The organism is Mesorhizobium escarrei (assembly GCF_935825525.1).
GTDB classification, from domain to species: domain Bacteria; phylum Pseudomonadota; class Alphaproteobacteria; order Rhizobiales; family Rhizobiaceae; genus Mesorhizobium; species Mesorhizobium escarrei.
In genome coordinates this window covers 1-20,199 of the sequence record NZ_CAKXZT010000024.1, presented here as the reverse complement: position 1 = coordinate 20,199, position 20,199 = coordinate 1, and the positions used below count along the sequence as shown (strand labels likewise).

Genomic DNA, 20,199 nt, shown 5'->3' with positions numbered 1-20,199 from the left:
AGGGGATCCTCCGCGCCCCCCTCTGCCCTGCCGGGCATCTCCCCCACAAGGGGGGAGATTGGCAATTTGGCCGACGGCGCCTCTCCTATGACGAGGGCGCCTACGCCGGTTGGCCTTCCGGCTCGAAGGCCGGACGGCTGGTGTTGATCAACAGCGAGATGCAGGCAGCGGCTATTGCCGTCATGCCGGCGATGAGGAAGGCAAGTTCGTAATTGCCCTGCAATTCTCGCATGGTGCCGCCGAAGAAGGCGGCCACCGCCGCACCCACCTGATGGCCGGCGACGATCCAGCCGAAGACGATCGGCCCGCTGCGGTCGCCGAACGCCTCGTTCGACAGCCTGAGCGTCGGCGGCACGGTGGCGATCCAGTCCAATCCGTAGAGCACGGCGAAGATGATCAGGCTGGCCGACGAAAAGCCGGAATAAGGCAAATAGATCAGCGACAGGCCGCGAATCGCATAATAGACGCCGAGCAGCTTGCGCGGGTCGAAACGGTCGGTGAGCCAGCCCGACAGCGTCGTGCCGATCAGGTCGAAGATGCCCATCAGCGACAGCAGGCCGGCGGCTTGCACCTGGCCGATGCCCATGTCGCCGCAAAACGCGATCAGGTGCGTTCCGACCAGCCCGTTGGTGGTGAAGCCGCAGATGAAGAAGGTGGCGAACAGATACCAGAACACGCGGGTGCCGGCGGCACGGCGCAGTGTGCTGAGCGTGTGGGTGAGGAAATTGCCCTGTGAGGCCGGTGGAACCGGCGGCACGTCGTCGACGTCAGCACCGTAGCGCACCATGCCGATCGAGGCCGGACGCTCCGGCACCAGCAGATAGACCAGCGGCACCAGGCAGGCGGTGGCGACCGCAATGGCGATGGCGACCGGCTTCCAGCCGCCCGACTGGGCGAGCGCCGCGAGCAGCGGCAGAAACACCAGTAGGCCGGTGGCGGCGGAGGCGGACATCAATCCCATCACCAGGCCGCGATTGGTCTTGAACCAGCGATTGACGATGGTGGCGCCTAGCACCGTGGCAACCGCGCCGGAACCGACGCCGGAGAACACGCCCCAGGTGAGAAGCAGGTGCCAGGGCTCAGTCATCAACAGGCTGAGCGCCGTCGAACCCGACATCAGCACCAGCGACGCCAGCAGCGTACGGCGCAGCCCGATCCGTTCCATCAGGGCCGCGGCAAACGGCCCGGTCAAGCCGTAGAGGAAGATGCCGATGGCCGCGGCGAGCGAGACGACATCGCGCCGCCAGCCGAAACTCTCCTCCAGCGGCAGCATCATGACGGCCGGCGCCGACCGCAGGCCCGCCGCGATCAGCAGGCAGAGGAAAATGACGGCGACCACGACGAAAGCATAGCGCTGGCCAAACGGACGGGACTGAGCTATCATGTTACTGACCGGTACGTTGCAATTGCACCGAGGTATACGTACCGATCGGTAACATGTCAACAGGCAACGGCTTGTTCTAGATGAAAAGCATTGAACCAACGATCAAAGCGGATGAGGTGGCACAGCCCCGCGCGGGCGAAAAAATCCTTCGCGTTGCCCGCGACCTGTTCTACCGGCAAGGCATCAGGGCGATCGGCGTCGACGAGATCGTGCGGCGCGCCGGCGTCACTAAGCCCAGCCTCTATCGCAGCTTTCCGTCCAAGGACGAATTGGCCGCCTCCTATCTCCGGCAATACGACCTCGAGTTCTGGGCCCGCTTCGACGAGGCGGTGGCTGCCCATCCCGGCGATCCGCGCGCGCAGATCGCCGCCTTCCTGACCCGCATCGGCAAACGCACGCAAAAACCCGACTATCGCGGCTGCGGCATGACCAACGCGGCCGTCGAATATCCCGAACGTGGCCACCCGGCCCGCGTGGTGAGCGAGGCCAACAAGCAGGAATTGCGACGGCGCCTGCGCGCCATGGCGGCGGCAATGGGTGCCGGCGACGCCGATACGCTGGGCGACGGGCTGCTGCTCCTGATCGAGGGCGCCTATATCAGCGGCCAGCTGTTCGGTGCCGGCGGACCGGCGAAGTCTGTCGCCCGCAACGCCGACCTGCTGATCGAAGCGAGCTTGAAGAAATAGACCTCTTGCTGTCCTTTCCAGCCGGAAGCAGTATGGCCGTCACGCTCGTAGTCTGTTGATAATTGCGGTACCGACTTGAACCTTGCTCGAACGTTTTTAGACGACCTCGAAAAGATGTTCCTGCTTCATTACCTGAGGCGGGGGAGCTCGGGCTTAATTGGCGAGCAAGAGAAAAGAGACATTCGGACGGTCCTTGACCTGGACGAGTATACGGTCAAGGAAGCCGTTCTGCGCAGAGTTGTCTTCTTAATACTCATATCATCGATTGCGGCGTATTTCTTCGGCAAGGCCCCTGACTTTAACCAGACGGCGAGCATCTTAACTGCATTGATATCCGCGTTAGCTTTGGTGTTTTTATACGTGGATGTCGCTGTTCCCGTAGTCCTACTTGCAGTCAGCGCGTCGCTACTCGCAATTTGCTGGATGGACTACGGCACGTTCGTCGCGTTCGTCTGGTTTTCTGCGTTGTATGCCCTGTACTTTTTTGCCAGGCTTAGATCCAGGTAGGTAACTGGTCAGAAGGGATTGTCTGCATGCGTACCTTCCTGATCCCGCTTGCCCTTGCCGGCCTCTGCCAGGCTGCCCAGGCCGGCGACATTTCCAGCGCCTACACCGATCTCGACTGGAAGAAGGACTGCGTGACCTACGCGCAGGCGGAAGAAGGCGACGGCGACTGGGCCAGTCTCGCCTGTTCGGGCTATCGCGGCTACCCGGTGCTGATCTCCTACGACGATGCCCGGGAATCGCTGTTCTACGGTTTTCCGCCCAGCGACATGACCACGGTCTGGGAAAGTTTCATCGCCTTCAACTCGGCTGCCCCCAAACTCGAGTGGCGCATCGAGACGAACGGCGATCGCGCCGTCCCGTTTGCGGTCATCCATCGGCGCTCGATCAGCAATCCCGAGGCGGAGAACAAACCGACCGAGGTGCTGATCGTCGCCAGGGTCGCCCAGCCGGAGACCTATGAAGGCTGCACCGTCGGCCTGGTGCTGGCCACCGGCAACCCCGGCGCCAACGACCAGGCCCGCAAGCTTGCCGACGAGAAGGCGCGGACCTTTGCCTGCGGCAAGGACAAACGCGTGGTTATCGGCAACGTACCGGCTTTCGGCCGCGTCGATAACTGACTTCGTCATCCCTGGGCGGAGCGACGCGAAGCGGAGCGCAGACCCTGGGATCCATTCCGTGACATCAACCGAAGTGCGCAGCGGACCAGAATTCTGCACCGTTGCGGCGCTTTGACGTCACGGCGTGGATCCAGGGGTCTGCGCTGCGTCGCTACGCTCCTTGCTGCGCCCCAGGATGACGAGAGGCTTCGGCCAACCTCAACCGGTTGCGACAGCCCATTCGGTTAACTTCAGGAGTTTCTGCTACTTGCTTGCCTTCGCCCTTTCGATCGCCTCGACGATCATCTTCTTGGCATAGGCGGCGTCGTGCCAGCCCTCGATCTTGACCCATTTGCCGGGTTCGAGATCCTTGTAGTGCTCGAAGAAATGCTGCACCTGCTGGCGGGTGATGTCGGGCAGGTGCGTGTATTCGGTGACGTTCTCGTAGCGCAGCGTCAGCTTGGGCGAAGGCACTGCGATGATCTTTTCGTCGAGACCGGAATTGTCCTCCATCACCAGCACGCCGATCGGCCGCACATTGATGACGCAGCCCGGCACCAGCGCGCGCGTGTTGCAGACCAGCACGTCGATAGGGTCGCCGTCACCCGACAGCGTGTGCGGCACGAAGCCGTAATTGCCGGGATAGCGCATCGAGGTGTGCAGGAAGCGATCGACGAACAGCGTGCCAGCCTCCTTGTCCATCTCGTACTTGATCGGCTCGCCGCCGATCGGCACCTCGATGATGACGTTGATGTCCTCCGGCGGGTTCTTTCCGATGGCGATGGCTTCGATACGCATGGCTTTGTCCCTCTTTCGATTGGAAACCGATAGCGGGCAGCGGCGCATGGTGCAATGCGGCGAATGGTACTGAAAGCAGCTGAGGGTGTTAGCGAGAGGCGTGTCTAGCCGTCATTCCCAGACGAAGGCGACCTTCTTCAGAGCCTTCTGCTCGAAGACCTCGACGCCCTCGGCGACATCGCGGCCGCCGGCGCCGGCATAGAAGGTGAGCGCGTTCTGGTTGTCCTCCAGCGCCCACACCACCATGCCTTTCAGGCCATGATCCGCCAGCCGCGCCCGTGCGGCCGAGAATAGCCGGCTGCCGAGCCCGATGCCCTGATATTCCGGGCGCACGTAAAGTTCATAGATCTCGCCCTGCTGCTTGAGCTCGCGGGCGCGGTTCTTGCCGATCGTGGCGTAGCCGGCGACCTTGCCGCCGATCTCGACGACCAGCACGGTGGCGGCGCGGCGAATGGCGTTCGCCCACCAGTCGGCGCCGCGGCGGTTGATCATCGATGTCAGCGTGCGATGCGGGATGATGCCGGAGTAGGCGCCGCGCCAAGCCAGCAGGTGCACGTCGGCGATGGCGCTTGCGTCGCGCGGCTCGGCTTTCCTGATATCAATGCTCAGCGTCTTCATGATTGGTTAACCATAAACCCGCATCGCCCGATTGCAAGAGTCCGGTCAGCGGCTCCCAAGCTTTTCGCACAGACGATGAACGTGCCTGCGACACAAAAAGAGCCTGTCTGAAAACGCGCTCTGCCGAGGCGAATGGCGCGGTTTTCGAGAACCGAAGCGCAGCGGACATTTTAGTCCGTGAGCATCGGAAGCGCAGAAAATAGCGTCAGTCGTCCGGCAGAGTAGCGTTTGCAGGCAGGCTCTTAGATTTCGACCAGATGGTCGTCCAGCTCGTTGCTGTCGCCGGAAGAAACCGGGAAATGCTCGGCCAGCACCGCACCCGTCGCTTCGATCGCCTTGATGAAGCCGTCGGCGAGACGATCGTCGCCGGCATGCGCGGTAAGGTCGCGGACGACGCCGTCCCAGACATGCTGGCCGACACGGCTGTCGATGCCGCTGTCGGCGATCACTTCGGCGTAGTGCTCGGCGATCGAAACGAACACCAGCACGCCGGTGCGCGCCGCGGTGCGATGGACGTTGCGGGCGAGGAACTGTTTTAGCGCATTGGCGTGCGCGGCCTGGTAGCGCAACCGCCTCGGCACCAGGTGGATGCGCAAGCCGGGCAGCGCCCACAACAGGACAAGCACCGAGGCCGTCGCCAGAAGCTGCGCGATGAGGAAATGCGGCACGCGGATCGACAGCCACCACGCTTCCAGCCCGTAACTGACTGCGAGACTGACGATGAGCATGGCCAGCGTCGCCATGAAGGCGGCCGGAAAGAAATAGCCGTCGCTGGCATAGGCGACCACACAGTAAATTTCGCCATCGGTCTTTGATTCGGCGGCGCGGATCGCTTTGGCGATGCGGTCATGATCCTCGGGGCTGATCGGTCGTGTTGCCATGTGTGTCTCACCAGCTTCCTGAGGAACCGCCACCACCGGACGAGCCGCCGCCGCCCGAAAAGCCGCCACCGCCTGAGCCTCCTCCGCCCGACGACCAGCCTCCCCCGCCGGAACTACCCGACCAGCCGCCAGATGATCGCCGGCCCGGCTCGAAGGTCATGCCCAGCCAGCGATAGCGGCCGGGGCCGAGTTTCCGGCCGAAGATCGGCGGCAGGATGGAGGCGGCGATGCTGCCGAAGAAGATGATCGCCCAGATGCTTATGAAGATCACAAAGAACAGATCGTCGGTGTTGAATGGCGGCTGCTGGTTGCGGGTCCCACGCGCTTCAAGTTCTTCCGGATTGCCTTCCAGCACCATGACCATGTCGTCGACAGCCTTGGCTATGCCGCCGGAGAAATCGCCGGCGCGGAAGGCCGGCACCATGTCGTTTTCGATGATCAGCCTGGTGTGCAGGTCGGTCAGCGTGCCTTCCAGCCCATAGCCGACCTCGATGCGCATCTTGCGGTCGTTGTTGGCGACCAGCAAAAGCACGCCATTGTCCTCGCCGGCCTGGCCGAGATTCCAGGCCCGGAACAGGCGGTTAGCGTAGGGCTCGATCTCCTCGCCGTCGAGGCTATTGATTGTCGCGACGACGATCTGGTCAGAGCTCTTGGCCTCGAAATCCGCAAGCTTCCGGGTCAGCGCCGCCTCGGTCGCGGCATCGATGATACCGGCATTGTCGACGACCCGCCCGGTCAGAACAGGCAATTCGGCGGCAAGGGCGGCGAGCGGGAGGCAGAGAAGGCTTAGGGTGATGAACAGGAATGCCAGGCTGGCGTTCCGTGGCGCCCCCCTCTGGCCTGCCGGCCATCTCCCCCACTTGGGGGGAGATTGGCAGCTTTGCCGAAGTCGCCTCCTTTGCAACGTTGGAGGTTTGCGAAAGCCATGATGGCGGCCGATCTCCCCCCTCGTGGGGGAGATGTCCGGCAGGACAGAGGGGGGCGCGACGGAGTGCAAGGCCAACAGGGACCGCGCCAACCAGCTGTTCTTCACCCGCCCTGCTGCGTGCCGAAATCGACCTTCGGCGTCTGCATCTTGTCTTCCTCGATGGTGAAATTGGCGAACGGCTGATTGTCGCGGAACCACAGGGTCGCCCAAATCACCGACGGGAAGGTCCTCAGCGTCAGATTATACTCCCGCACCGCCTCAATATAGTCGCGGCGGGCGACCGAGATGCGGTTCTCGGTGCCTTCGAGCTGCGCCTGCAGCGCCAGAAAATTCTGGTTGGCCTTGAGGTCGGGATAATTCTCCACCACTGCCAGCAACCGCGACAGCGCGCTGGTCAGGCCGGCTTGACTGTCCTGGAATCGCTTGACCGCTTCCGGATCGCTCAGCGTGTCGGGCGTCACCGTCACCTGCGTCGCCTTGGCGCGCGCCTCGACCACGGCATCGAGCGTATCCTTCTCATGCGCCGCATAGCCCTTGACCGTCTCGACCAGGTTGGGAATGAGATCGGCGCGGCGCTGGTACTGGTTCAGCACCTGGCTCCATGCGGCCTTGGCGTTTTCCTCCGCCGTCGGAATAGTGTTGTAGCCGCAGCCGGCCAGCAGCGGCAGCACGATCGCCATCATCAGCAAAGCCGGCAGGTTGCGGAAGACGAACGGGGAGGAAAGGGCAGGCATGGAAAAATCCCTCAACAAGACTGACGGGCGAAGCATTACCACAATCCGCGCGCAAGAACATGACCTCAACCTGGGGCGCTACTGGTGCTTTGTCATTCACTGTCAGGCCCTGTAATTGGCCGGGCGAACAGGTTAAAGTCGCTGGGAAAACAGGGCATAGAAATGGCGGGACGCCAGGACAGCGACAACGAATCGCGCCGCATCATCGAGCGCGTGGCACGCGAAACCGATCCGGCCTCGTCCGTTGCGCGGACCGCGAAGGGTGCGCGCGATCACGTCACTGCTGCAGATGCCGACCGGGCGGACCCGATCGAATATTGGGGCACGCGCATCGGCCGGGCGCTGGGACTCATTGTCGGCATTGGCCTGTTGATCTGGCTCGTGCTTTTCATCATCCAGAGTTAGGAACCTCGTGAGCACCGAACAACACGACGCGCCGCGCGCGGTCATCGTCATTTCCAGCCATGTCGCGCGCGGCTCGGTCGGCAACCGCGCCGCGGTCTTTGCGCTGGAGACGCTGGGCTTTCCGGTGTGGGCGGTGCCGACCGTCGTCCTGCCCTGGCATCCGGGCCATGGACGGGCGACACGCATCGTGCCGCCGCTCGATCAATTCAAGGCGCTGATGGCCGATCTCGAGCGCGCGCCATGGCTGGGCGAGGTCGGCGCGGTGTTGTCCGGCTATCTGGGCGAAGGCGGACAGGCCTACGCCGTCGCCTCGCTGGTCGGCGCGGTCAAGGCGAAGACACCGGACGCCGTCTATATCTGCGACCCGGTGATGGGCGATTCGGGCGGGCTCTATGTGCCGGAGACGACAGCCATTGCGATGCGCGACCGGCTGATGCCGATCGCCGACATCGCCACGCCCAATCGCTACGAACTGGAATGGATGGCGGGAGCGCCGCTGCCCGACCTCAAAGCGGTGATGGCGGCCGCCCTTCATGCCGGGCCGTCGACCATGCTGGTCACTTCGGCGCCGGCGATGATGGCCGGCGGCACCGGCAATCTGCTGCTCAACGGCAACCAGGCGCTGCTCGCCGAGCATCGCCTCATCGACAAGCCGCCCAATGGGCTCGGCGACCTCACGGCTGCCGTCTATCTGGCGCGCATCCTGTCCGGCCAGCCGGCGATCAAGGCACTGCAGTCGACCACGGCGGCGGTCTACGAGATCCTGGCGCGCACCGCCAAGCGCGGCGGCGACGAATTGCAGCTCGAAACCGACGCACAGAGCCTGTCGCACCCGATGGCGATGGTGCAGCTTCGCCATCTCCTGCATCCGGGGCGGGACAAAAGAGCGTGACTGTCGTCGGTGTCGACGGCTGCAAGGCCGGCTGGATCGCCGTTCGCCGCGATCCGGGCGCAGCGCCTTCGGTAGCCGTTTTTCCCAGCTTCGCCGCACTTCTCGACGCATTGCCGGCCGGTGCGACCGTCGCCGTCGACATGCCGATCGGCCTGCCCGATGTTTCGCAAAAGGGCGGCCGCGGGCCCGAAGCGCTGGTGCGGCCGCTACTCGGCAACAGGCAATCCAGTGTCTTCGCCATCCCCTCGCGTGCGGCGCTTTATGCGCATACGGACGGCTTCACCACGATCGACGCCTGGCATGCCGCGCATCACCAGGCAAGCGAAGTGGCCAAGGCGACCTCCGATCCGCCGCGCGGCGTCTCGATCCAGGCCTTCGGCATCTTTGCCAAGATCCGCGAGATCGATGCCGTGCTGATCGCGCGTCCCGAACTGCGCAGCCGCGTCTTCGAATCGCATCCGGAAGTCGCCTTCTGCCGGCTGAACGGCGATCAGGCAATGCGCCTGCCGAAGAAGATCAAGGGCGCCGTCAACCTGGCCGGCATGGCGGAACGCAAGGCGCTGCTTTGCCGGCACGGTTATGACAGGGGCTTTCTCGACCGGACGCCGCCGCGAGGCGCTGCCGCCGACGACTTTCTCGACGCCGCAGCGATGATGCTGATCGCCGGCCGGATCGCCGGCGGCGAGGCAAGGCCGTTTCCGGATCCGCCGCTCGCCGACCGTTTTGGCATCCCTATCGCCATCTGGGCATGAATTCCTCGGCCCATCTATCGGCGAGGCAATCGCATTGGCGAAAGCCCCGTCATCCGGCCCCTTTCGGGCCACCTTCTCCCGCTGGGGAGAAGAGGCTGGCAACGGCGCCTGCGGCCTCTTCTCCCCTCGGGGAGAAGCTGGCCGTAGCGAAGCGGAGGCCGGATGAGGGGCCTTCCAGCATGGCAATTGCAGCCATCTGCGATTCGGCATTGCTCGCGACCGGCTTTTGCCGCTAGAGCCTTCCTGACCTAAAGAGCTGCCGTCTAACCCCGAAAGGCTCCAGACGCCGCCGATGCCTCATCTCCCTGACCATCTGCTCACCGGCTACCGCAATTTCATGAACGGCCGCTATCTCGCCGAAAGCGGACGCTATCGCTCGCTTGCTCGCGAGGGCCAGGCCCCCGAAACGATGATCATTGCCTGCTGCGACTCGCGCGCGGCTCCCGAGGCGATCTTCGACGCTGGGCCCGGCGAACTCTTCGTGCTGCGCAATGTCGGCAATCTTGTGCCGCCCTATGCGCCCGACGACCAGTTCCACTCGACCTCGGCGGCGCTCGAATTCGCCGTGCAGAGCCTCAAGGTCAAAAACATCGTGGTGATGGGCCATGGCCGCTGTGGCGGCATCCGCGCCGCACTCGACCCCGCGGCAGCGCCCCTGTCGCCCGGCGACTTCATCGGCAAGTGGATGAGCCTTATTGCGCCGGCGGCCGAGACCGTGTCGTCCAGCACCTTCATGACGGCGACCGAGCGGCAGACCGCGCTGGAGCGCATTTCGATCCGCTACTCGATCGCCAATCTCAGGACCTTTCCCTGCGTCTCGATCCTGGAAGGCAAGGGACGGCTGTCGCTGCACGGCGCCTGGTTCGACATCTCGACCGGCGAGCTCTGGGTTATGAACAAGGACACCGGTGACTTCGAGCGGCCGGAGATGACGTAGGAGGGTTGCATGGCAGGCCGTTCGATCGCTTTGGCCGCAGCGGCGCTGCTGTTTTCAGTCCTGTCCGCCCGCGCCGATGACGGCGCGCTCATCGGCCGCTGGTACGCGGCGCTGCTGGTCGCCGATCGCACCGAACTGTCGGACCTGCTTGCCGACGACGTCCGGATAAAACTCGACGATCTCGGCGTCGTCCAGACCAAGCAGGAATTCATCGCCTCGATCGACGACTGGGAAGGCGCTGTCGCCGGGGCTGAAATCCGGCATCGGATCGAGAAGACTGAAAGCGGCGTCACCACGGTGATTGCCTGTTATGATTTCCCCAACAACGACATGCTGATGCAGGAAACCTTCGCGATCGTCGACAACCGCATCACTGCCAGTTCGCAGGCGGCGATCGCGGAAAACTGCGACGCCTACTGACCGGCCGCGATATTGCGTGCGGCAAGCCGGCGCCTTACATCGGTGGCGATCCGCCTCATCCCGCCACTCAGCGAAAGCCCCTCACTTGAACGGAAGAATGCCCATGCCGTCCGCCGTCGACCTCGCCGCCCATCCGCTGACCACTTGGCAAGGGCCGCTCGGCCTGCCCGATTTCACCCGCATCGGCGACGGCGATTTTTCCGAGGTATTCGATGCGGCATTGAAGGCGCACGAGGCCGAGATCGAGGCCATGGCAGGCAATACCGAGACGCCGACCATCGAGAATACGCTCGCGGCACTCGAGCTTGGCGGCGAGGCGCTCGACCATGTCTCGTCGATCTTCTGGTGCCGGGCCGGCGCCCACACCAACGAGGCGATCCAGGCGGTGGAGCGCGACATCTCGCCAAGGATGTCGCGGCATTTCTCGGCGATCTCGATGAACGAGAGGCTGTTTGCCCGCATCGACGATCTCTACCAGCGCCGCGACGCCCTGAAGCTCGATGCCGAAACGCTGCGGGTGCTGGAAAAGACCTGGAAAAATTTCGTCCGCTCCGGCGCCAAGCTCGACGCCGAGGGCAAGAAACGGCTGGCGGCGATCAATGAGGAGCTGTCGTCGCTCGGCACGAATTTCGGCCAGAACCTGCTTGCCGACGAGCGCGACTGGGCGCTGTTCCTCGACGCGGCCGACCTTGCCGGCCTGCCGGAATTCCTGAAAAGCGCGATGGCCGAGGCCGCCGAGATGCGCGGCCAGAAGGGCCGCTATGCCGTCACCCTGTCGCGCTCGATCTACGAGCCGTTCTCGACCTTCTCCGAGCGCCGCGACCTGCGCGAGATCGCCTTCCGCGCCTTCACCATGCGCGGCCAGAACGGCGGCGCCACCGACAACACCGCCGTGGTGCGCGATATGCTGCGCCTGCGTGCCGAAAAGGCGAAGCTGCTCGGCTACGCTTCCTACGCCGCGCTGAAGCTCGACGACACCATGGCAAAGACGCCGGAGGCGGTGCATAAGCTGCTCGACCCGGTCTGGGAAAAGGCGGTGGAAAAGGCCGCAAGCGACCAGATCGAGTTGCAGCGGCTGGCGGCCGAGGCCGGCAGCAACGAAGAATTCGCCTCCTGGGACTGGCGCTTCTATCAGGAGAGGCTGCGCGCCGAGAAGTTTGCCTTCGACGAGGCCGAGTTGAAGCCCTATCTGCAGCTCGACCGCATCATCGACGCCTGCTTCGACGTGGCGACAAAATTGTTCGGCATCAGCTTCGAGGAGAAGCAAGGCATTGCCACCTGGCACCCGGACGCACGTGTTTTCGTAGTGAAAAATGCCGACGGCAGCGAGCGCGGGCTGTTCCTGGCCGACTATTTCGCGCGGCCCTCAAAGCGATCCGGCGCCTGGATGAGCGCGCTGAAATCCGGCTACAAGCTCGGCGATGGCTCCAGGCCGGTCATCTACAACATCATGAATTTCGCCAAGCCGCCGGAGGGCGAAGCAGCGCTTTTGTCGGTCGACGAGGCCAAAACCCTGTTCCACGAGTTCGGTCATGCGCTGCATGGCATGCTGACCGAGGTCACCTGGCCATCGGTCGCGGGCACCTCGGTCAGCCGCGATTTCGTCGAGCTGCCCTCGCAACTCTACGAGCACTGGCTGACGGTGCCGGCGGTGCTGGAAAAACATGCGCTGCATGTAAAGACCGGCAAGCCGATGCCGAAGGCGCTGGTCGACAGGATGCTGGCGGCGCGCACCTTCGGCGCCGGCTTCGCCACGGTCGAGTTCACCGCCTCGGCACTGGTCGACATGGCCTACCACGCGCGGCCGGATGCGCCGGAGGAGCCGCTTCGTTTCGAAGCCGAAACGCTCGAAAAGCTCAACATGCCCGACACCATCGCGATGCGCCACCGCACCCCGCATTTCGGCCACATATTTGCCGGCGACGGCTATTCGGCCGGCTACTATTCCTACATGTGGTCGGAGGTGCTCGACGCCGACGCCTTCGCCGCCTTCGAGGAGACGGGCGACCCGTTCAATCCGGCGCTGGCCGAGCGGCTCAGGAAAAACATCTATGCCGCCGGCGGCTCCAAGGACCCGGAAGAGCTCTACACCGCCTTCCGCGGCAAGATGCCGTCGCCCGAAGCGATGATGGTCAAGCGCGGGCTGGTGTAAACGCCGAAGCTGCCAATCTCCCCCCAATGGGGCAGGGCAATCGTATTGGATTCTTGCGAAGATGGACCCCCAACCTAACCCTCCCCACAAGGGGGAGGGAACGCTGCCGCGCGCCTTTACTTCCCTTTGGTGCCGAAAGGCAGGCAATTCGCCGAGGTCAGCGCCAAAGGAAGTCTCCCTCCCCCTTGTGGGGAGGGGTTAGGGGTGGGGGTACATCGTAGAGCGAAGACCTCGGCTTTCCACCTGCATAGCCCAGAGGGGGCGCGAAGGAATGAGACACTTCAAGCCCTGCTGAGCGCCTCGATGGCTTTCGCCAGCGCCGCCGGGTCGCCTGATATGCGCAGCGTCTTCAGCCGGGCCGTGCCGCCGGCGACGACCGAGACGGCCGATCGCGGCACTCCCAGCGCCTTGGCGACCAGCCGTTCGAGCGCTTGGTTGGCGGCGCCGTTTTCCGGCACGGCGCGGACGCGCGCCTTCAGTTGGCTTCGCCCATCTGCCGAGGTCTCGATGCCTTCGAACCTGTCGATCGCCGCTTTCGGCGTCAGCCGGACAAACAGGTCGACACCGTCGTTACGCGGGCGAAACAGCCCGGTCATGGAACCGCCGTCAGACGACCAGCGGCGCCACCGTGGTGAGCAGGAACTGCCGCAGGAAGAACAGGATCAGAAGCAGGATGATCGGCGAAATATCGATGCCGCCGAGATCGGGCAGGAAACGGCGGATCGGCCGCAGCGCAGGCTCGGTCAGCCGGAAAAGCATGTTGCTGACGCTATCGACGAACTGGTTGCGCGAGTTGACGACGTTGAAGGCGTAGAGCCAGGAGAAAATCGCCGAAGCGATGATGATCCACCAATAAATGTCAAGCGCCAGGACAATGGTCTGAATGAGGGCTATCATGCCGGTCTCCGATTGTTGCCGACATGTAGCCATTGCAGGCGAAGGCGGCAAGAGCAGCCATCTGCCGCACGCCAGGAGGATGGTGTTCTGCGCGGTTTTTGGGCAAAACGCCGTCTTGACAGGAAACCGCCGCGCCCGATAAATGCGCCCATTCCGCTGGACGGGGCTGTAGCTCAGCTGGGAGAGCGCGTCGTTCGCAATGACGAGGTCAGGAGTTCGATCCTCCTCAGCTCCACCAGCGGAAATTTATCCCAATAAAATAAAGACGATAGCTGTAGCAGCGCACCCCGAACCCGCACTGGCGGAAGGCCGCTTTGAGCTTTAGGCTTAAACCTGACCATCAAGCCATTCTCGCAAATCGCGGTCCTCGTGATCTTCGGCGAGAAATGATCTCGTCCTGACGTACCAGATCACGGCAAAACCACCGGCCACCCACACGCCGGCAAGCACGTCTACGACGATGTCAATCACTTCAAACCCCTAAGCCCAACCCACATTTAGCTCGACCACGATCGCCCCACAAGAGCAAAATCAGGTCGTTGCCGCGGGCTGGCGCCCCGCCTGGGGAGTCCTGCTGTTGTCAGATGCCCAAATCAGCCGCATCTTTGCAGCGGCCCAACGCCAATCTGCATTTTCTCAATGGCATGGTCGGCGCCTCGCAGGCCTCGCTCGGCCGGATCGACAATGGCCTCGACATCGCTTCGAGCGCATGGTTGATCTGCTGGCGTCCATATCTGTGAAAATGGAAACTCCGGGAGGAGGAATGGAGCTTCGGCTAGACGACAAGGTGGTGCTGGTCACCGGTGCGACGCAAGGCATCGGCCGGGCGATCGCCGAGACGCTGGCGCGTTCCGGTGCCGGCGGTCTGCTGGTCACCGGCCGCGAGCCGGCGCGTGGCAACGAAGTGGCGACGTCGCTCTCCCAGGCCGGCACGCCAACCGCATTCGTCGCCGCCGATCTGGCAGATACCACGGCGCCGGCGCGGCTGGTGGAGGAATGCGTCGGCCGCTTCGGCCGTATCGACGCCCTGGTCAACGCCGCCGGCCTGACCAACCGCGCCTCATTCCTCGATGCCGACCTCGACGACTGGGCGGCGCTGTTCGCCGTCAATGCGCGGGCGCCGTTCTTTCTCATGCAGGCGGCCATCACGCAGATGCGCAAGCAAGGTCAGGGCGGCGCGATCGTCAACATTCTGTCGATCAACGCGCATTGCGGCTCGCCCGAACTCGCCGTCTATTCGGCCACCAAGGGCGCACTCGCGACGCTGACCCGCAACGCCGCCAACGCGCACCGTTTCGACCGTATCCGCGTCAACGGCATCAATGTCGGCTGGACCGACACGCCGGCCGAACGCATCATGCAGGCCGAGACGCTGGGACAGGGCCCCGGCTGGATCGACGCCGCCAACGCAACGCAGCCTTTCGGACGCCTGCTGGCAGCCGACGAGGTCGCCAACCTCGCCGTCTTCCTGCTCTCCGACGCCTCCGGGCCGATGACCGGCGCGCTGATCGACCAGGAGCAATGGGTGGTGGGGGCGAACCGGTGACGGCTTCCCGATCGCCCCGCACGGTTGAAGCGGCCCGCACAATCGGCATAGTAGGTCGCCACGACCACGGGAGGGCAATATGAAGCTCGGACTGCTCACCGCACCGTTTGCCGATACCCCGCTCGGCGAGGTCGCCGACTGGGCAAGTTCTGCCGGCTTCGAGGCGCTGGAGATCGCCTGCTGGCCAAAATCCTCAGGCGCTCCCCGGCGCTATGCCGGAACCAGCCATATCGACGCCGCCTCGGCCTCGGCCTCGCAGGCCAAGGAAATCACCGCCGCACTGGCGGAAGAGAACCTGTCGATCTCGGGCCTCGGTTTCTACCCCAACCCGCTGCATCCCGATGCCGCCCACCGCGACGCCGTCATCGATCATTTGAAGAAGGTGATCGTGCTGGCCAGGCATATGGGCGTGCCGGTGGTCAACACCTTCTGCGGCGGCGACGCTGCAAAAACCATCGACGCCAACTGGCAAGAGGCACTCAAGGTCTGGCCTGATATTATCGCCCATGCGCGCGACAACGGCGTCAAGCTGGCTTTTGAGAACTGCCCGATGATCTTCAGCTATGACGAATGGCCGGGCGGCCACAACATCGCCTATTCGCCCTACATCTGGCGCCGCATCCTCGAAGCGTGGGGCGGCGACGTCGGCATGAACTTCGACCCGTCGCATCTGGTCTGGCAGATGATCGACCAGGCCCGGTTCATCAGGGAATTCGGCCCGTACGTGCTGCATGTCCATGCCAAGGACCTGATGATCGATCATGATGGACTTTACGAGCGCGGCATCCTCTCGGCCGGCATGGGCTGGCAGGTGCCGCGCATGCCGGGGCTTGGCGATGTCGACTGGAATGTGATCTTCTCCGGCCTCTACCGCGCCGGCTACGACGGACCCATCATCATCGAGCACGAGGACCGGCGGTTTGAGGGGAGCGATGAAAACGTCAAGCGCGGCTTTCTGCTCGCCCGCGACGTGCTGCGCCCCTTCGTGAAATGAGGCCCCTTTTCGAACTGAACTGAAAACCCCCTTTTCGAACTGAACTGAAAACAATGTGGAGGAAGACTGAAATGAAAAAATATCTGGCAATGGTCCCGCTGCTTGCCGGCGCGGCCTTTCTGGCTTCGGTGGGCGTCTCGTCGGCTGAAGCCAAATACACGATCGGCGTCTCCAACACGGTGCAGGGCAATGGCTGGCGCGAGGAGATGATCTGCGCCATCAAAGCGCAGGCGCTCGCTTCCGGCGAGGTCACCAAGCTCAACATCGCCCATCGCAACACCGACGCCGCCGGCCAGCTCGAAGACATCCGCAACCTGATCAGCGCCAAGGTCAACGCCATCGTCGTCAACCCGGCCGATCCCGCCGGCATCAAGTCAGCCCTCGAGGAAGCCACCAAGGCCGGCATCGTCGTCGTCGCCGTCGACCAGGCGGTCACCGAGCCCTCGGCCTACATCATCTCCAACAACCAGGAGCAGTACGCCTATCTCGGCGCCAAATGGCTGTTCCAGCAGATCGGCGGCAAGGGCGACGTCGTCTACATGCGCGGCGCCGCCGGCGCCTCGGCCGACAGCGACCGCGACAAGGGTTTCAAGAAGGCGCTTGCCGAATTCCCCGACGTCAAGGTCGTGCACGAGGTCTTCACCGGCTGGCAGCAGGACCAGGGCAAGCAGCAGATCCTCGACTTCATCGCCACCGGATCGCCGTTCAACGGCATCTGGACCTCGGGCATCGATAATGTGATCGTCGATGCCCTGGTCGAGTCGCAGACGCCGCTGGTGCCGGTGGTCGGCGCCGACAATGCCGGCTTCGTCGGCCAGCTGAATTCGGTCGAAGGCCTCGTCGGCGCGGCGGTGACCAACCCCGGTTCGATCGGCGGTGCCGGCGTGACGCTGGCTCTGCAGATCCTGAATGGCAAGAAGCCGGCGGAGCAAACCGTTCTGGTCGAGCCGCAGCTGTGGGAGAACGCGACCGAGGAGGGCAAGGCCAAGCTGAAGAGCGTAGCCGATCCGTCGCTGAGCCCGGAATGGCCGGTCTCGATCTCCATCCCGGAATGGACCACCTACACCAAGGACCAGATCATCGCCTGCAAGGGCCCTGGCGAGTAATTCGCTGCTTTGAATTGCACAGCGAGGGCTGCGGGCTGCCGTCCTCGCTATGCAGTGATTTGGTTGGTTGGCGCTCTACGGCGCCCCCCTCTGTCCTGCCGGACATCTCCCCCACGAGGGGGGAGATCAGCCGTCACCAAAGGCTTTGGCCAATCTTCGGCGTTGCAAGAAGAGGGCCGGCGTCAAAGCTGCCAATCTCCCCCCAAGTGGGGGAGATGTCCGGCAGGACAGAGGGGGGCGCCGTAGAGCGCCAGCAAGAGAGTTTCTGGAACGAGAGCAACGCGATTTGACCACCAATCCGCTCCTGGACGCGACCGGCGTCGTGAAAACCTACGGCGCCGTGGTGGCGTTGCGCAACGCGTCGCTGTCGGTTCTGCCAGGTGAGGTTCACGCCCTGATGGGCGCCAACGGCGCCGGCAAATCGACGCTGGTAAAAATCCTGACCGGCGCCATCCGCGCCGATGCAGGGCATATCCTGATCCGCGGCGAGACGCGCGACGTGCGCTCGCCCGCCGATGCGCGCCGCGCCGGCCTGCTTCCCGTCTACCAGGAACCGTCGCTGATCCCCGATCTCGACGTCGCCTCCAACCTTCGGCTGACCGACACGCCGGTCGAGCCGTTCCGCGCCTGGGTGCGCGAACTCGGCATTCCCGACCTCGACATACGCGACACCGCGCGCGACATCCCGCTTGCGGTGCTGCGCGTGCTCGACCTGGCGCGGGCGCTGGCGGTCGAGCCCGACGTTTTGCTGCTCGACGAGATGACCGCGGCACTGCCGGCAAACCTTGCCGAAAAGGTGCTCGAAGTCGTCCGCCGCCAAGGCGACAGCGGCCGTTCGGTGATCTTCATTTCCCACCGTTTCGTCGAGATATCGGCGCTTTGCGACCGCGCCACCGTGCTTCGCGACGGCGAGACCGTCGGCGTCGTCGACATCGAGCCGGGTGTCGAGGAGCGCATCGTCGAGATGATGCTCGGCGCCAAGGTCGAAAAGACGCGCGTGGCGGCGCGCCAGGCGAGCCAGGCCGCTTCGCCTGGGAACAGCCGTCCGCGCCTCGGCGTGGCGAACCTTCGTGTCGGCACCAAGCTCAACGACGTGTCGTTCGATCTGGCCAACGGCGAGGTCGCGGGCGTGGTCGCGCTCGAGGGCCAGGGCCAGGACGAGCTCTTCGCCGCGCTAGCCGGCTCCATCCGCCCGTCCGGCGGCACGATCGAGGTGGACGGGAAGCCGGTGAAATTCGCGCATCCGGCCGATGCGATCCGCGCCGGCATCGCCTATGTGCCCGGCGACCGCACCGAAGCGCTGACCATGCAGCGCTCGGTGCGCGAAAACATCGCGCTCCCGTTCAGCGCCGCCTTGCGCAACTGGGGGCCGATCAACATGGCGCAGGAACGCTCCAGGGTCGTCAGCGCGATCGAGCGGCTGCAGATCGACACCCGCGCCCAGCGCGAGGTGCAGCGCCTGTCCGGCGGCAACCAGCAGAAGGTGACGATCGCCCGCTGGATCGCCGCCGAAGCACAGACCATCCTCTGCTTCGACCCGACGCGCGGCATCGATGTCGGCACCAAGCAGGAGATCTACAAGCTGCTGCGCGAACTCGCCGACCAGGGCAAGTCGGTGCTGTTCTATACATCCGAGCTCGAGGAGGTGCAGCGTGTCTGCGATCGCGTCATCGTCATCTTTGGGGGGCGCGTCGTCGACGTCTTCCCCGTCGAACTCGCCGACGAGCCGGCACTGATGCGCGCCGCTTACGGCTTGCCGCGCGGCGCCAAGGAGGACGTCGGCATCCTTGCCGATATCCACTCGAGCCCGGTGGCGAAACCTTGACCCGCCTCGTCCGCCGCCAGGGCTGGGTCGCCGGCCTGCTTGTCCTCTTCGTGGTCCTGTTGGTGATCACCAGGCTCATCCAGCCGGGCTATGGCAGTGGCGATTTCGGCTCGCTGGTGCGCGCAGTGCTGCCTTATGCCTTTGCCGTGGCCGCCCAGACGATTGTCGTCATCGCCGGCGGCATCGACCTGTCCGTCGGCGCCATGATGGCGCTGACCAGCGTCACCGCCGCCTCGATGATGGACGGCGCCAGCGAGGAGTATGCGCTTTTCGTCGTGCCGTTCGTGCTGGCCATGGGACTGGTGCTGGGCGCCGTCAACGGCATGCTGATCGTCGTCACCCGCGTGCCCGACATCGTCGTCACGCTGGCCACCCTCTTCGTCCTGCAGGGCGCAGCGCTGCTGGTGCTCGGGGCGCCCGGCGGCTCAGTGGCCGAATGGCTGCGGGCGACCATTGTCGGCACGGTCGCGATCCCGGGATTGCCTGAAATCTCTGCCTGGATACCGAAGGCTCTGGTGCTTCTGGTCGTCTGCCTCTGCATCATCTGGATACCGCTCAAGCGCTCAAAACTCGGCCTGTCGATCTACGCCATCGGCAGCAGCGAGCTCGCGGCATTTCGCAGCGGCGTGCCGGTCGCGCGCACCAGGATCATCGCCTATGCCCTGTCGGGGCTTTTCGCTGCCATGGGCGGGCTGGCGCTGACCATGAGCACCGGCATCGGCGCCCCCATTCCCGGCCCCTATCTTCTGGCCAGCGTGGCGGCGGTCGTGCTCGGCGGCGTCGCCCTAGGCGGCGGCAAGGGCGGATTGCTCGGCCCGATCGTCGCCGTCTTCGTGCTGCGGCTGGTGCGCACGGACCTGACGCTGCTCGCCATCGACCCCAACGTCACCGCAATCATCGAGGGCGCGATCATGGTCGCCGTCGTCATGTTCGGCGCCTTCATCACCATGCGGGGCCGGCAATCATGAGAGTGACCGTTGGCGCTCCACGGCGCCCCCCTCTGTCCTGCCGGACATCTCCCCCACTTGGGGGGAGATTGGCCGTCGCTACGGTTTTCGCCAATCTCCGAAGGTGCAAGAAGGGCGCCGAGTGTGAAACTGCCAATCTCCCCCCAAGTGCAGGGGAATCGCGTTTGAGTAGA

Annotated in this window: 24 protein-coding genes and 1 tRNA gene; 16 read left to right on the top strand and 9 right to left on the bottom strand. The window is 64.2% G+C overall.

Annotated elements, in window-relative coordinates; translation table 11 throughout:
- Positions 1 to 100: 100 nt before the first annotated feature.
- A complete protein-coding gene (locus tag NMG80_RS02210) occupies positions 101 to 1,384 on the bottom strand; it encodes an MFS transporter (RefSeq protein WP_254016626.1) in 1,284 nt (427 codons plus the stop codon).
- Positions 1,385 to 1,464: 80 nt separating this feature from the next.
- On the opposite strand from NMG80_RS02210, the gene NMG80_RS02205 reads away from it, so the two are divergent.
- The 3 genes from NMG80_RS02205 to NMG80_RS02195 all read left to right on the top strand — a co-directional run bounded on the left by NMG80_RS02205 (position 1,465) and on the right by NMG80_RS02195 (position 3,194).
- Positions 1,465 to 2,070: a TetR/AcrR family transcriptional regulator gene (locus NMG80_RS02205; protein ID WP_254016625.1), complete on the top strand. Its 606-nt coding sequence runs from the start codon at positions 1,465 to 1,467 to the stop codon at positions 2,068 to 2,070.
- Between the two features lie 75 nt (positions 2,071 to 2,145).
- Positions 2,146 to 2,577, top strand: coding sequence for a hypothetical protein (locus NMG80_RS02200; RefSeq protein ID WP_254016624.1), 432 nt, complete (start codon positions 2,146 to 2,148; stop codon positions 2,575 to 2,577).
- Positions 2,578 to 2,603: 26 nt separating this feature from the next.
- The gene (locus tag NMG80_RS02195; RefSeq protein ID WP_254016623.1) at positions 2,604 to 3,194 is read left to right on the top strand and encodes a hypothetical protein; all 591 of its coding nucleotides are present in this window, start codon (positions 2,604 to 2,606) and stop codon (positions 3,192 to 3,194) included.
- A 243-nt stretch (positions 3,195 to 3,437) separates the two neighbouring features.
- Here NMG80_RS02195 and ppa read toward each other — a convergent pair whose 3' ends face one another.
- The 5 genes from ppa to NMG80_RS02170 all read right to left on the bottom strand — a co-directional run bounded on the left by ppa (position 3,438) and on the right by NMG80_RS02170 (position 7,132).
- Entirely contained in the window at positions 3,438 to 3,971 is a 534-nt protein-coding gene (gene ppa, locus NMG80_RS02190; RefSeq protein WP_023800478.1) for an inorganic diphosphatase, read from the bottom strand.
- Positions 3,972 to 4,082: 111 nt separating this feature from the next.
- Positions 4,083 to 4,589: a GNAT family N-acetyltransferase gene (locus tag NMG80_RS02185; protein ID WP_023800479.1), complete on the bottom strand. Its 507-nt coding sequence runs from the start codon at positions 4,587 to 4,589 to the stop codon at positions 4,083 to 4,085.
- Positions 4,590 to 4,831: 242 nt separating this feature from the next.
- Entirely contained in the window at positions 4,832 to 5,470 is a 639-nt protein-coding gene (locus tag NMG80_RS02180) for a TPM domain-containing protein (RefSeq protein ID WP_254016622.1), read from the bottom strand.
- 7 nt (positions 5,471 to 5,477) lie between these two features.
- Positions 5,478 to 6,281: a TPM domain-containing protein gene (locus NMG80_RS02175; RefSeq protein WP_436798529.1), complete on the bottom strand. Its 804-nt coding sequence runs from the start codon at positions 6,279 to 6,281 to the stop codon at positions 5,478 to 5,480.
- Positions 6,282 to 6,499: 218 nt separating this feature from the next.
- The gene (locus NMG80_RS02170) at positions 6,500 to 7,132 is read right to left on the bottom strand and encodes a LemA family protein (RefSeq protein WP_023800481.1); all 633 of its coding nucleotides are present in this window, start codon (positions 7,130 to 7,132) and stop codon (positions 6,500 to 6,502) included.
- A 162-nt stretch (positions 7,133 to 7,294) separates the two neighbouring features.
- On the opposite strand from NMG80_RS02170, the gene NMG80_RS02165 reads away from it, so the two are divergent.
- The 6 genes from NMG80_RS02165 (at position 7,295) to NMG80_RS02140 (ending at position 12,690) form a co-directional block, all read left to right on the top strand.
- Positions 7,295 to 7,537, top strand: coding sequence for a hypothetical protein (locus NMG80_RS02165; RefSeq protein WP_254016621.1), 243 nt, complete (start codon positions 7,295 to 7,297; stop codon positions 7,535 to 7,537).
- 7 nt (positions 7,538 to 7,544) lie between these two features.
- The gene (gene pdxY, locus NMG80_RS02160) at positions 7,545 to 8,429 is read left to right on the top strand and encodes a pyridoxal kinase PdxY (protein ID WP_254016620.1); all 885 of its coding nucleotides are present in this window, start codon (positions 7,545 to 7,547) and stop codon (positions 8,427 to 8,429) included.
- Positions 8,426 to 9,181: a DUF429 domain-containing protein gene (locus tag NMG80_RS02155; RefSeq protein ID WP_254016619.1), complete on the top strand. Its 756-nt coding sequence runs from the start codon at positions 8,426 to 8,428 to the stop codon at positions 9,179 to 9,181. Before pdxY ends, NMG80_RS02155 begins: the two co-directional genes overlap by 4 nt.
- 292 nt (positions 9,182 to 9,473) lie before the next feature.
- Entirely contained in the window at positions 9,474 to 10,118 is a 645-nt protein-coding gene (locus NMG80_RS02150) for a carbonic anhydrase (protein WP_254016618.1), read from the top strand.
- 9 nt (positions 10,119 to 10,127) lie between these two features.
- The gene (locus NMG80_RS02145; RefSeq protein ID WP_254016617.1) at positions 10,128 to 10,538 is read left to right on the top strand and encodes a nuclear transport factor 2 family protein; all 411 of its coding nucleotides are present in this window, start codon (positions 10,128 to 10,130) and stop codon (positions 10,536 to 10,538) included.
- Positions 10,539 to 10,635: 97 nt separating this feature from the next.
- On the top strand, positions 10,636 to 12,690 hold the full coding sequence (locus NMG80_RS02140) for a M3 family metallopeptidase (protein ID WP_254016616.1): 2,055 nt from the start codon (positions 10,636 to 10,638) through the stop codon (positions 12,688 to 12,690).
- A 281-nt stretch (positions 12,691 to 12,971) separates the two neighbouring features.
- Here NMG80_RS02140 and NMG80_RS02135 read toward each other — a convergent pair whose 3' ends face one another.
- Positions 12,972 to 13,286 (bottom strand): DUF167 family protein, encoded by a 315-nt coding sequence (locus NMG80_RS02135; protein ID WP_254016615.1) that lies wholly within the window; start codon positions 13,284 to 13,286, stop codon positions 12,972 to 12,974.
- Between the two features lie 10 nt (positions 13,287 to 13,296).
- Positions 13,297 to 13,587 (bottom strand): YggT family protein, encoded by a 291-nt coding sequence (locus tag NMG80_RS02130; RefSeq protein ID WP_023800489.1) that lies wholly within the window; start codon positions 13,585 to 13,587, stop codon positions 13,297 to 13,299.
- A 162-nt stretch (positions 13,588 to 13,749) separates the two neighbouring features.
- On the opposite strand from NMG80_RS02130, the gene NMG80_RS02125 reads away from it, so the two are divergent.
- A tRNA-Ala gene (locus NMG80_RS02125) sits at positions 13,750 to 13,825 on the top strand.
- A gap of 89 nt (positions 13,826 to 13,914) precedes the next feature.
- Here the strand turns inward: NMG80_RS02125 and NMG80_RS02120 are convergent.
- Positions 13,915 to 14,058 carry a hypothetical protein gene (locus tag NMG80_RS02120; RefSeq protein ID WP_254016614.1) on the bottom strand — a complete coding sequence of 48 codons (144 nt, stop codon included), beginning with the start codon at positions 14,056 to 14,058 and terminating at the stop codon, positions 13,915 to 13,917.
- A gap of 113 nt (positions 14,059 to 14,171) precedes the next feature.
- Between NMG80_RS02120 and NMG80_RS02115 the strand changes: the two genes are divergently transcribed.
- The 6 genes from NMG80_RS02115 to NMG80_RS02090 all read left to right on the top strand — a co-directional run bounded on the left by NMG80_RS02115 (position 14,172) and on the right by NMG80_RS02090 (position 20,026).
- Positions 14,172 to 14,327: a hypothetical protein gene (locus NMG80_RS02115; protein ID WP_254016613.1), complete on the top strand. Its 156-nt coding sequence runs from the start codon at positions 14,172 to 14,174 to the stop codon at positions 14,325 to 14,327.
- A 23-nt stretch (positions 14,328 to 14,350) separates the two neighbouring features.
- Positions 14,351 to 15,133, top strand: coding sequence for an SDR family oxidoreductase (locus NMG80_RS02110; protein ID WP_254016612.1), 783 nt, complete (start codon positions 14,351 to 14,353; stop codon positions 15,131 to 15,133).
- 79 nt (positions 15,134 to 15,212) lie between these two features.
- Positions 15,213 to 16,127, top strand: a complete 915-nt coding sequence (locus NMG80_RS02105) for a sugar phosphate isomerase/epimerase family protein (protein WP_254016611.1) — start codon at positions 15,213 to 15,215, stop codon at positions 16,125 to 16,127.
- A 71-nt stretch (positions 16,128 to 16,198) separates the two neighbouring features.
- Complete coding sequence (locus tag NMG80_RS02100) at positions 16,199 to 17,233, top strand: ABC transporter substrate-binding protein (RefSeq protein WP_254016610.1); 1,035 nt, start codon at positions 16,199 to 16,201, stop codon at positions 17,231 to 17,233.
- Positions 17,234 to 17,519: 286 nt separating this feature from the next.
- On the top strand, positions 17,520 to 19,058 hold the full coding sequence (locus tag NMG80_RS02095) for a sugar ABC transporter ATP-binding protein (protein WP_254016609.1): 1,539 nt from the start codon (positions 17,520 to 17,522) through the stop codon (positions 19,056 to 19,058).
- Positions 19,055 to 20,026 carry an ABC transporter permease gene (locus tag NMG80_RS02090; RefSeq protein ID WP_254016608.1) on the top strand — a complete coding sequence of 324 codons (972 nt, stop codon included), beginning with the start codon at positions 19,055 to 19,057 and terminating at the stop codon, positions 20,024 to 20,026. The genes NMG80_RS02095 and NMG80_RS02090 overlap by 4 nt, the downstream gene beginning before the upstream one ends.
- Positions 20,027 to 20,199 lie beyond the last annotated feature (173 nt).

What these genes read in the sequence shown, in the direction of transcription:
- NMG80_RS02180 (WP_254016622.1), bottom strand. Translation starts at nt 5,470, where the DNA reads ATGGCAACACGACCGATCAGCCCCGAGGATCATGACCGCATCGCCAAA.
- NMG80_RS02195 (WP_254016623.1), top strand. Translation starts at nt 2,604, where the DNA reads ATGCGTACCTTCCTGATCCCGCTTGCCCTTGCCGGCCTCTGCCAGGCT.
- NMG80_RS02205 (WP_254016625.1), top strand. Translation starts at nt 1,465, where the DNA reads ATGAAAAGCATTGAACCAACGATCAAAGCGGATGAGGTGGCACAGCCC.
- NMG80_RS02110 (WP_254016612.1), top strand. Translation starts at nt 14,351, where the DNA reads ATGGAGCTTCGGCTAGACGACAAGGTGGTGCTGGTCACCGGTGCGACG.
- ppa (WP_023800478.1), bottom strand. Translation starts at nt 3,971, where the DNA reads ATGCGTATCGAAGCCATCGCCATCGGAAAGAACCCGCCGGAGGACATC.
- NMG80_RS02150 (WP_254016618.1), top strand. Translation starts at nt 9,474, where the DNA reads ATGCCTCATCTCCCTGACCATCTGCTCACCGGCTACCGCAATTTCATG.
- NMG80_RS02140 (WP_254016616.1), top strand. Translation starts at nt 10,636, where the DNA reads ATGCCCATGCCGTCCGCCGTCGACCTCGCCGCCCATCCGCTGACCACT.
- NMG80_RS02210 (WP_254016626.1), bottom strand. Translation starts at nt 1,384, where the DNA reads ATGATAGCTCAGTCCCGTCCGTTTGGCCAGCGCTATGCTTTCGTCGTG.
- NMG80_RS02165 (WP_254016621.1), top strand. Translation starts at nt 7,295, where the DNA reads ATGGCGGGACGCCAGGACAGCGACAACGAATCGCGCCGCATCATCGAG.
- NMG80_RS02105 (WP_254016611.1), top strand. Translation starts at nt 15,213, where the DNA reads ATGAAGCTCGGACTGCTCACCGCACCGTTTGCCGATACCCCGCTCGGC.
- NMG80_RS02115 (WP_254016613.1), top strand. Translation starts at nt 14,172, where the DNA reads ATGCCCAAATCAGCCGCATCTTTGCAGCGGCCCAACGCCAATCTGCAT.
- NMG80_RS02135 (WP_254016615.1), bottom strand. Translation starts at nt 13,286, where the DNA reads ATGACCGGGCTGTTTCGCCCGCGTAACGACGGTGTCGACCTGTTTGTC.
- NMG80_RS02145 (WP_254016617.1), top strand. Translation starts at nt 10,128, where the DNA reads ATGGCAGGCCGTTCGATCGCTTTGGCCGCAGCGGCGCTGCTGTTTTCA.
- NMG80_RS02185 (WP_023800479.1), bottom strand. Translation starts at nt 4,589, where the DNA reads ATGAAGACGCTGAGCATTGATATCAGGAAAGCCGAGCCGCGCGACGCA.
- NMG80_RS02130 (WP_023800489.1), bottom strand. Translation starts at nt 13,587, where the DNA reads ATGATAGCCCTCATTCAGACCATTGTCCTGGCGCTTGACATTTATTGG.
- NMG80_RS02170 (WP_023800481.1), bottom strand. Translation starts at nt 7,132, where the DNA reads ATGCCTGCCCTTTCCTCCCCGTTCGTCTTCCGCAACCTGCCGGCTTTG.
- NMG80_RS02100 (WP_254016610.1), top strand. Translation starts at nt 16,199, where the DNA reads ATGAAAAAATATCTGGCAATGGTCCCGCTGCTTGCCGGCGCGGCCTTT.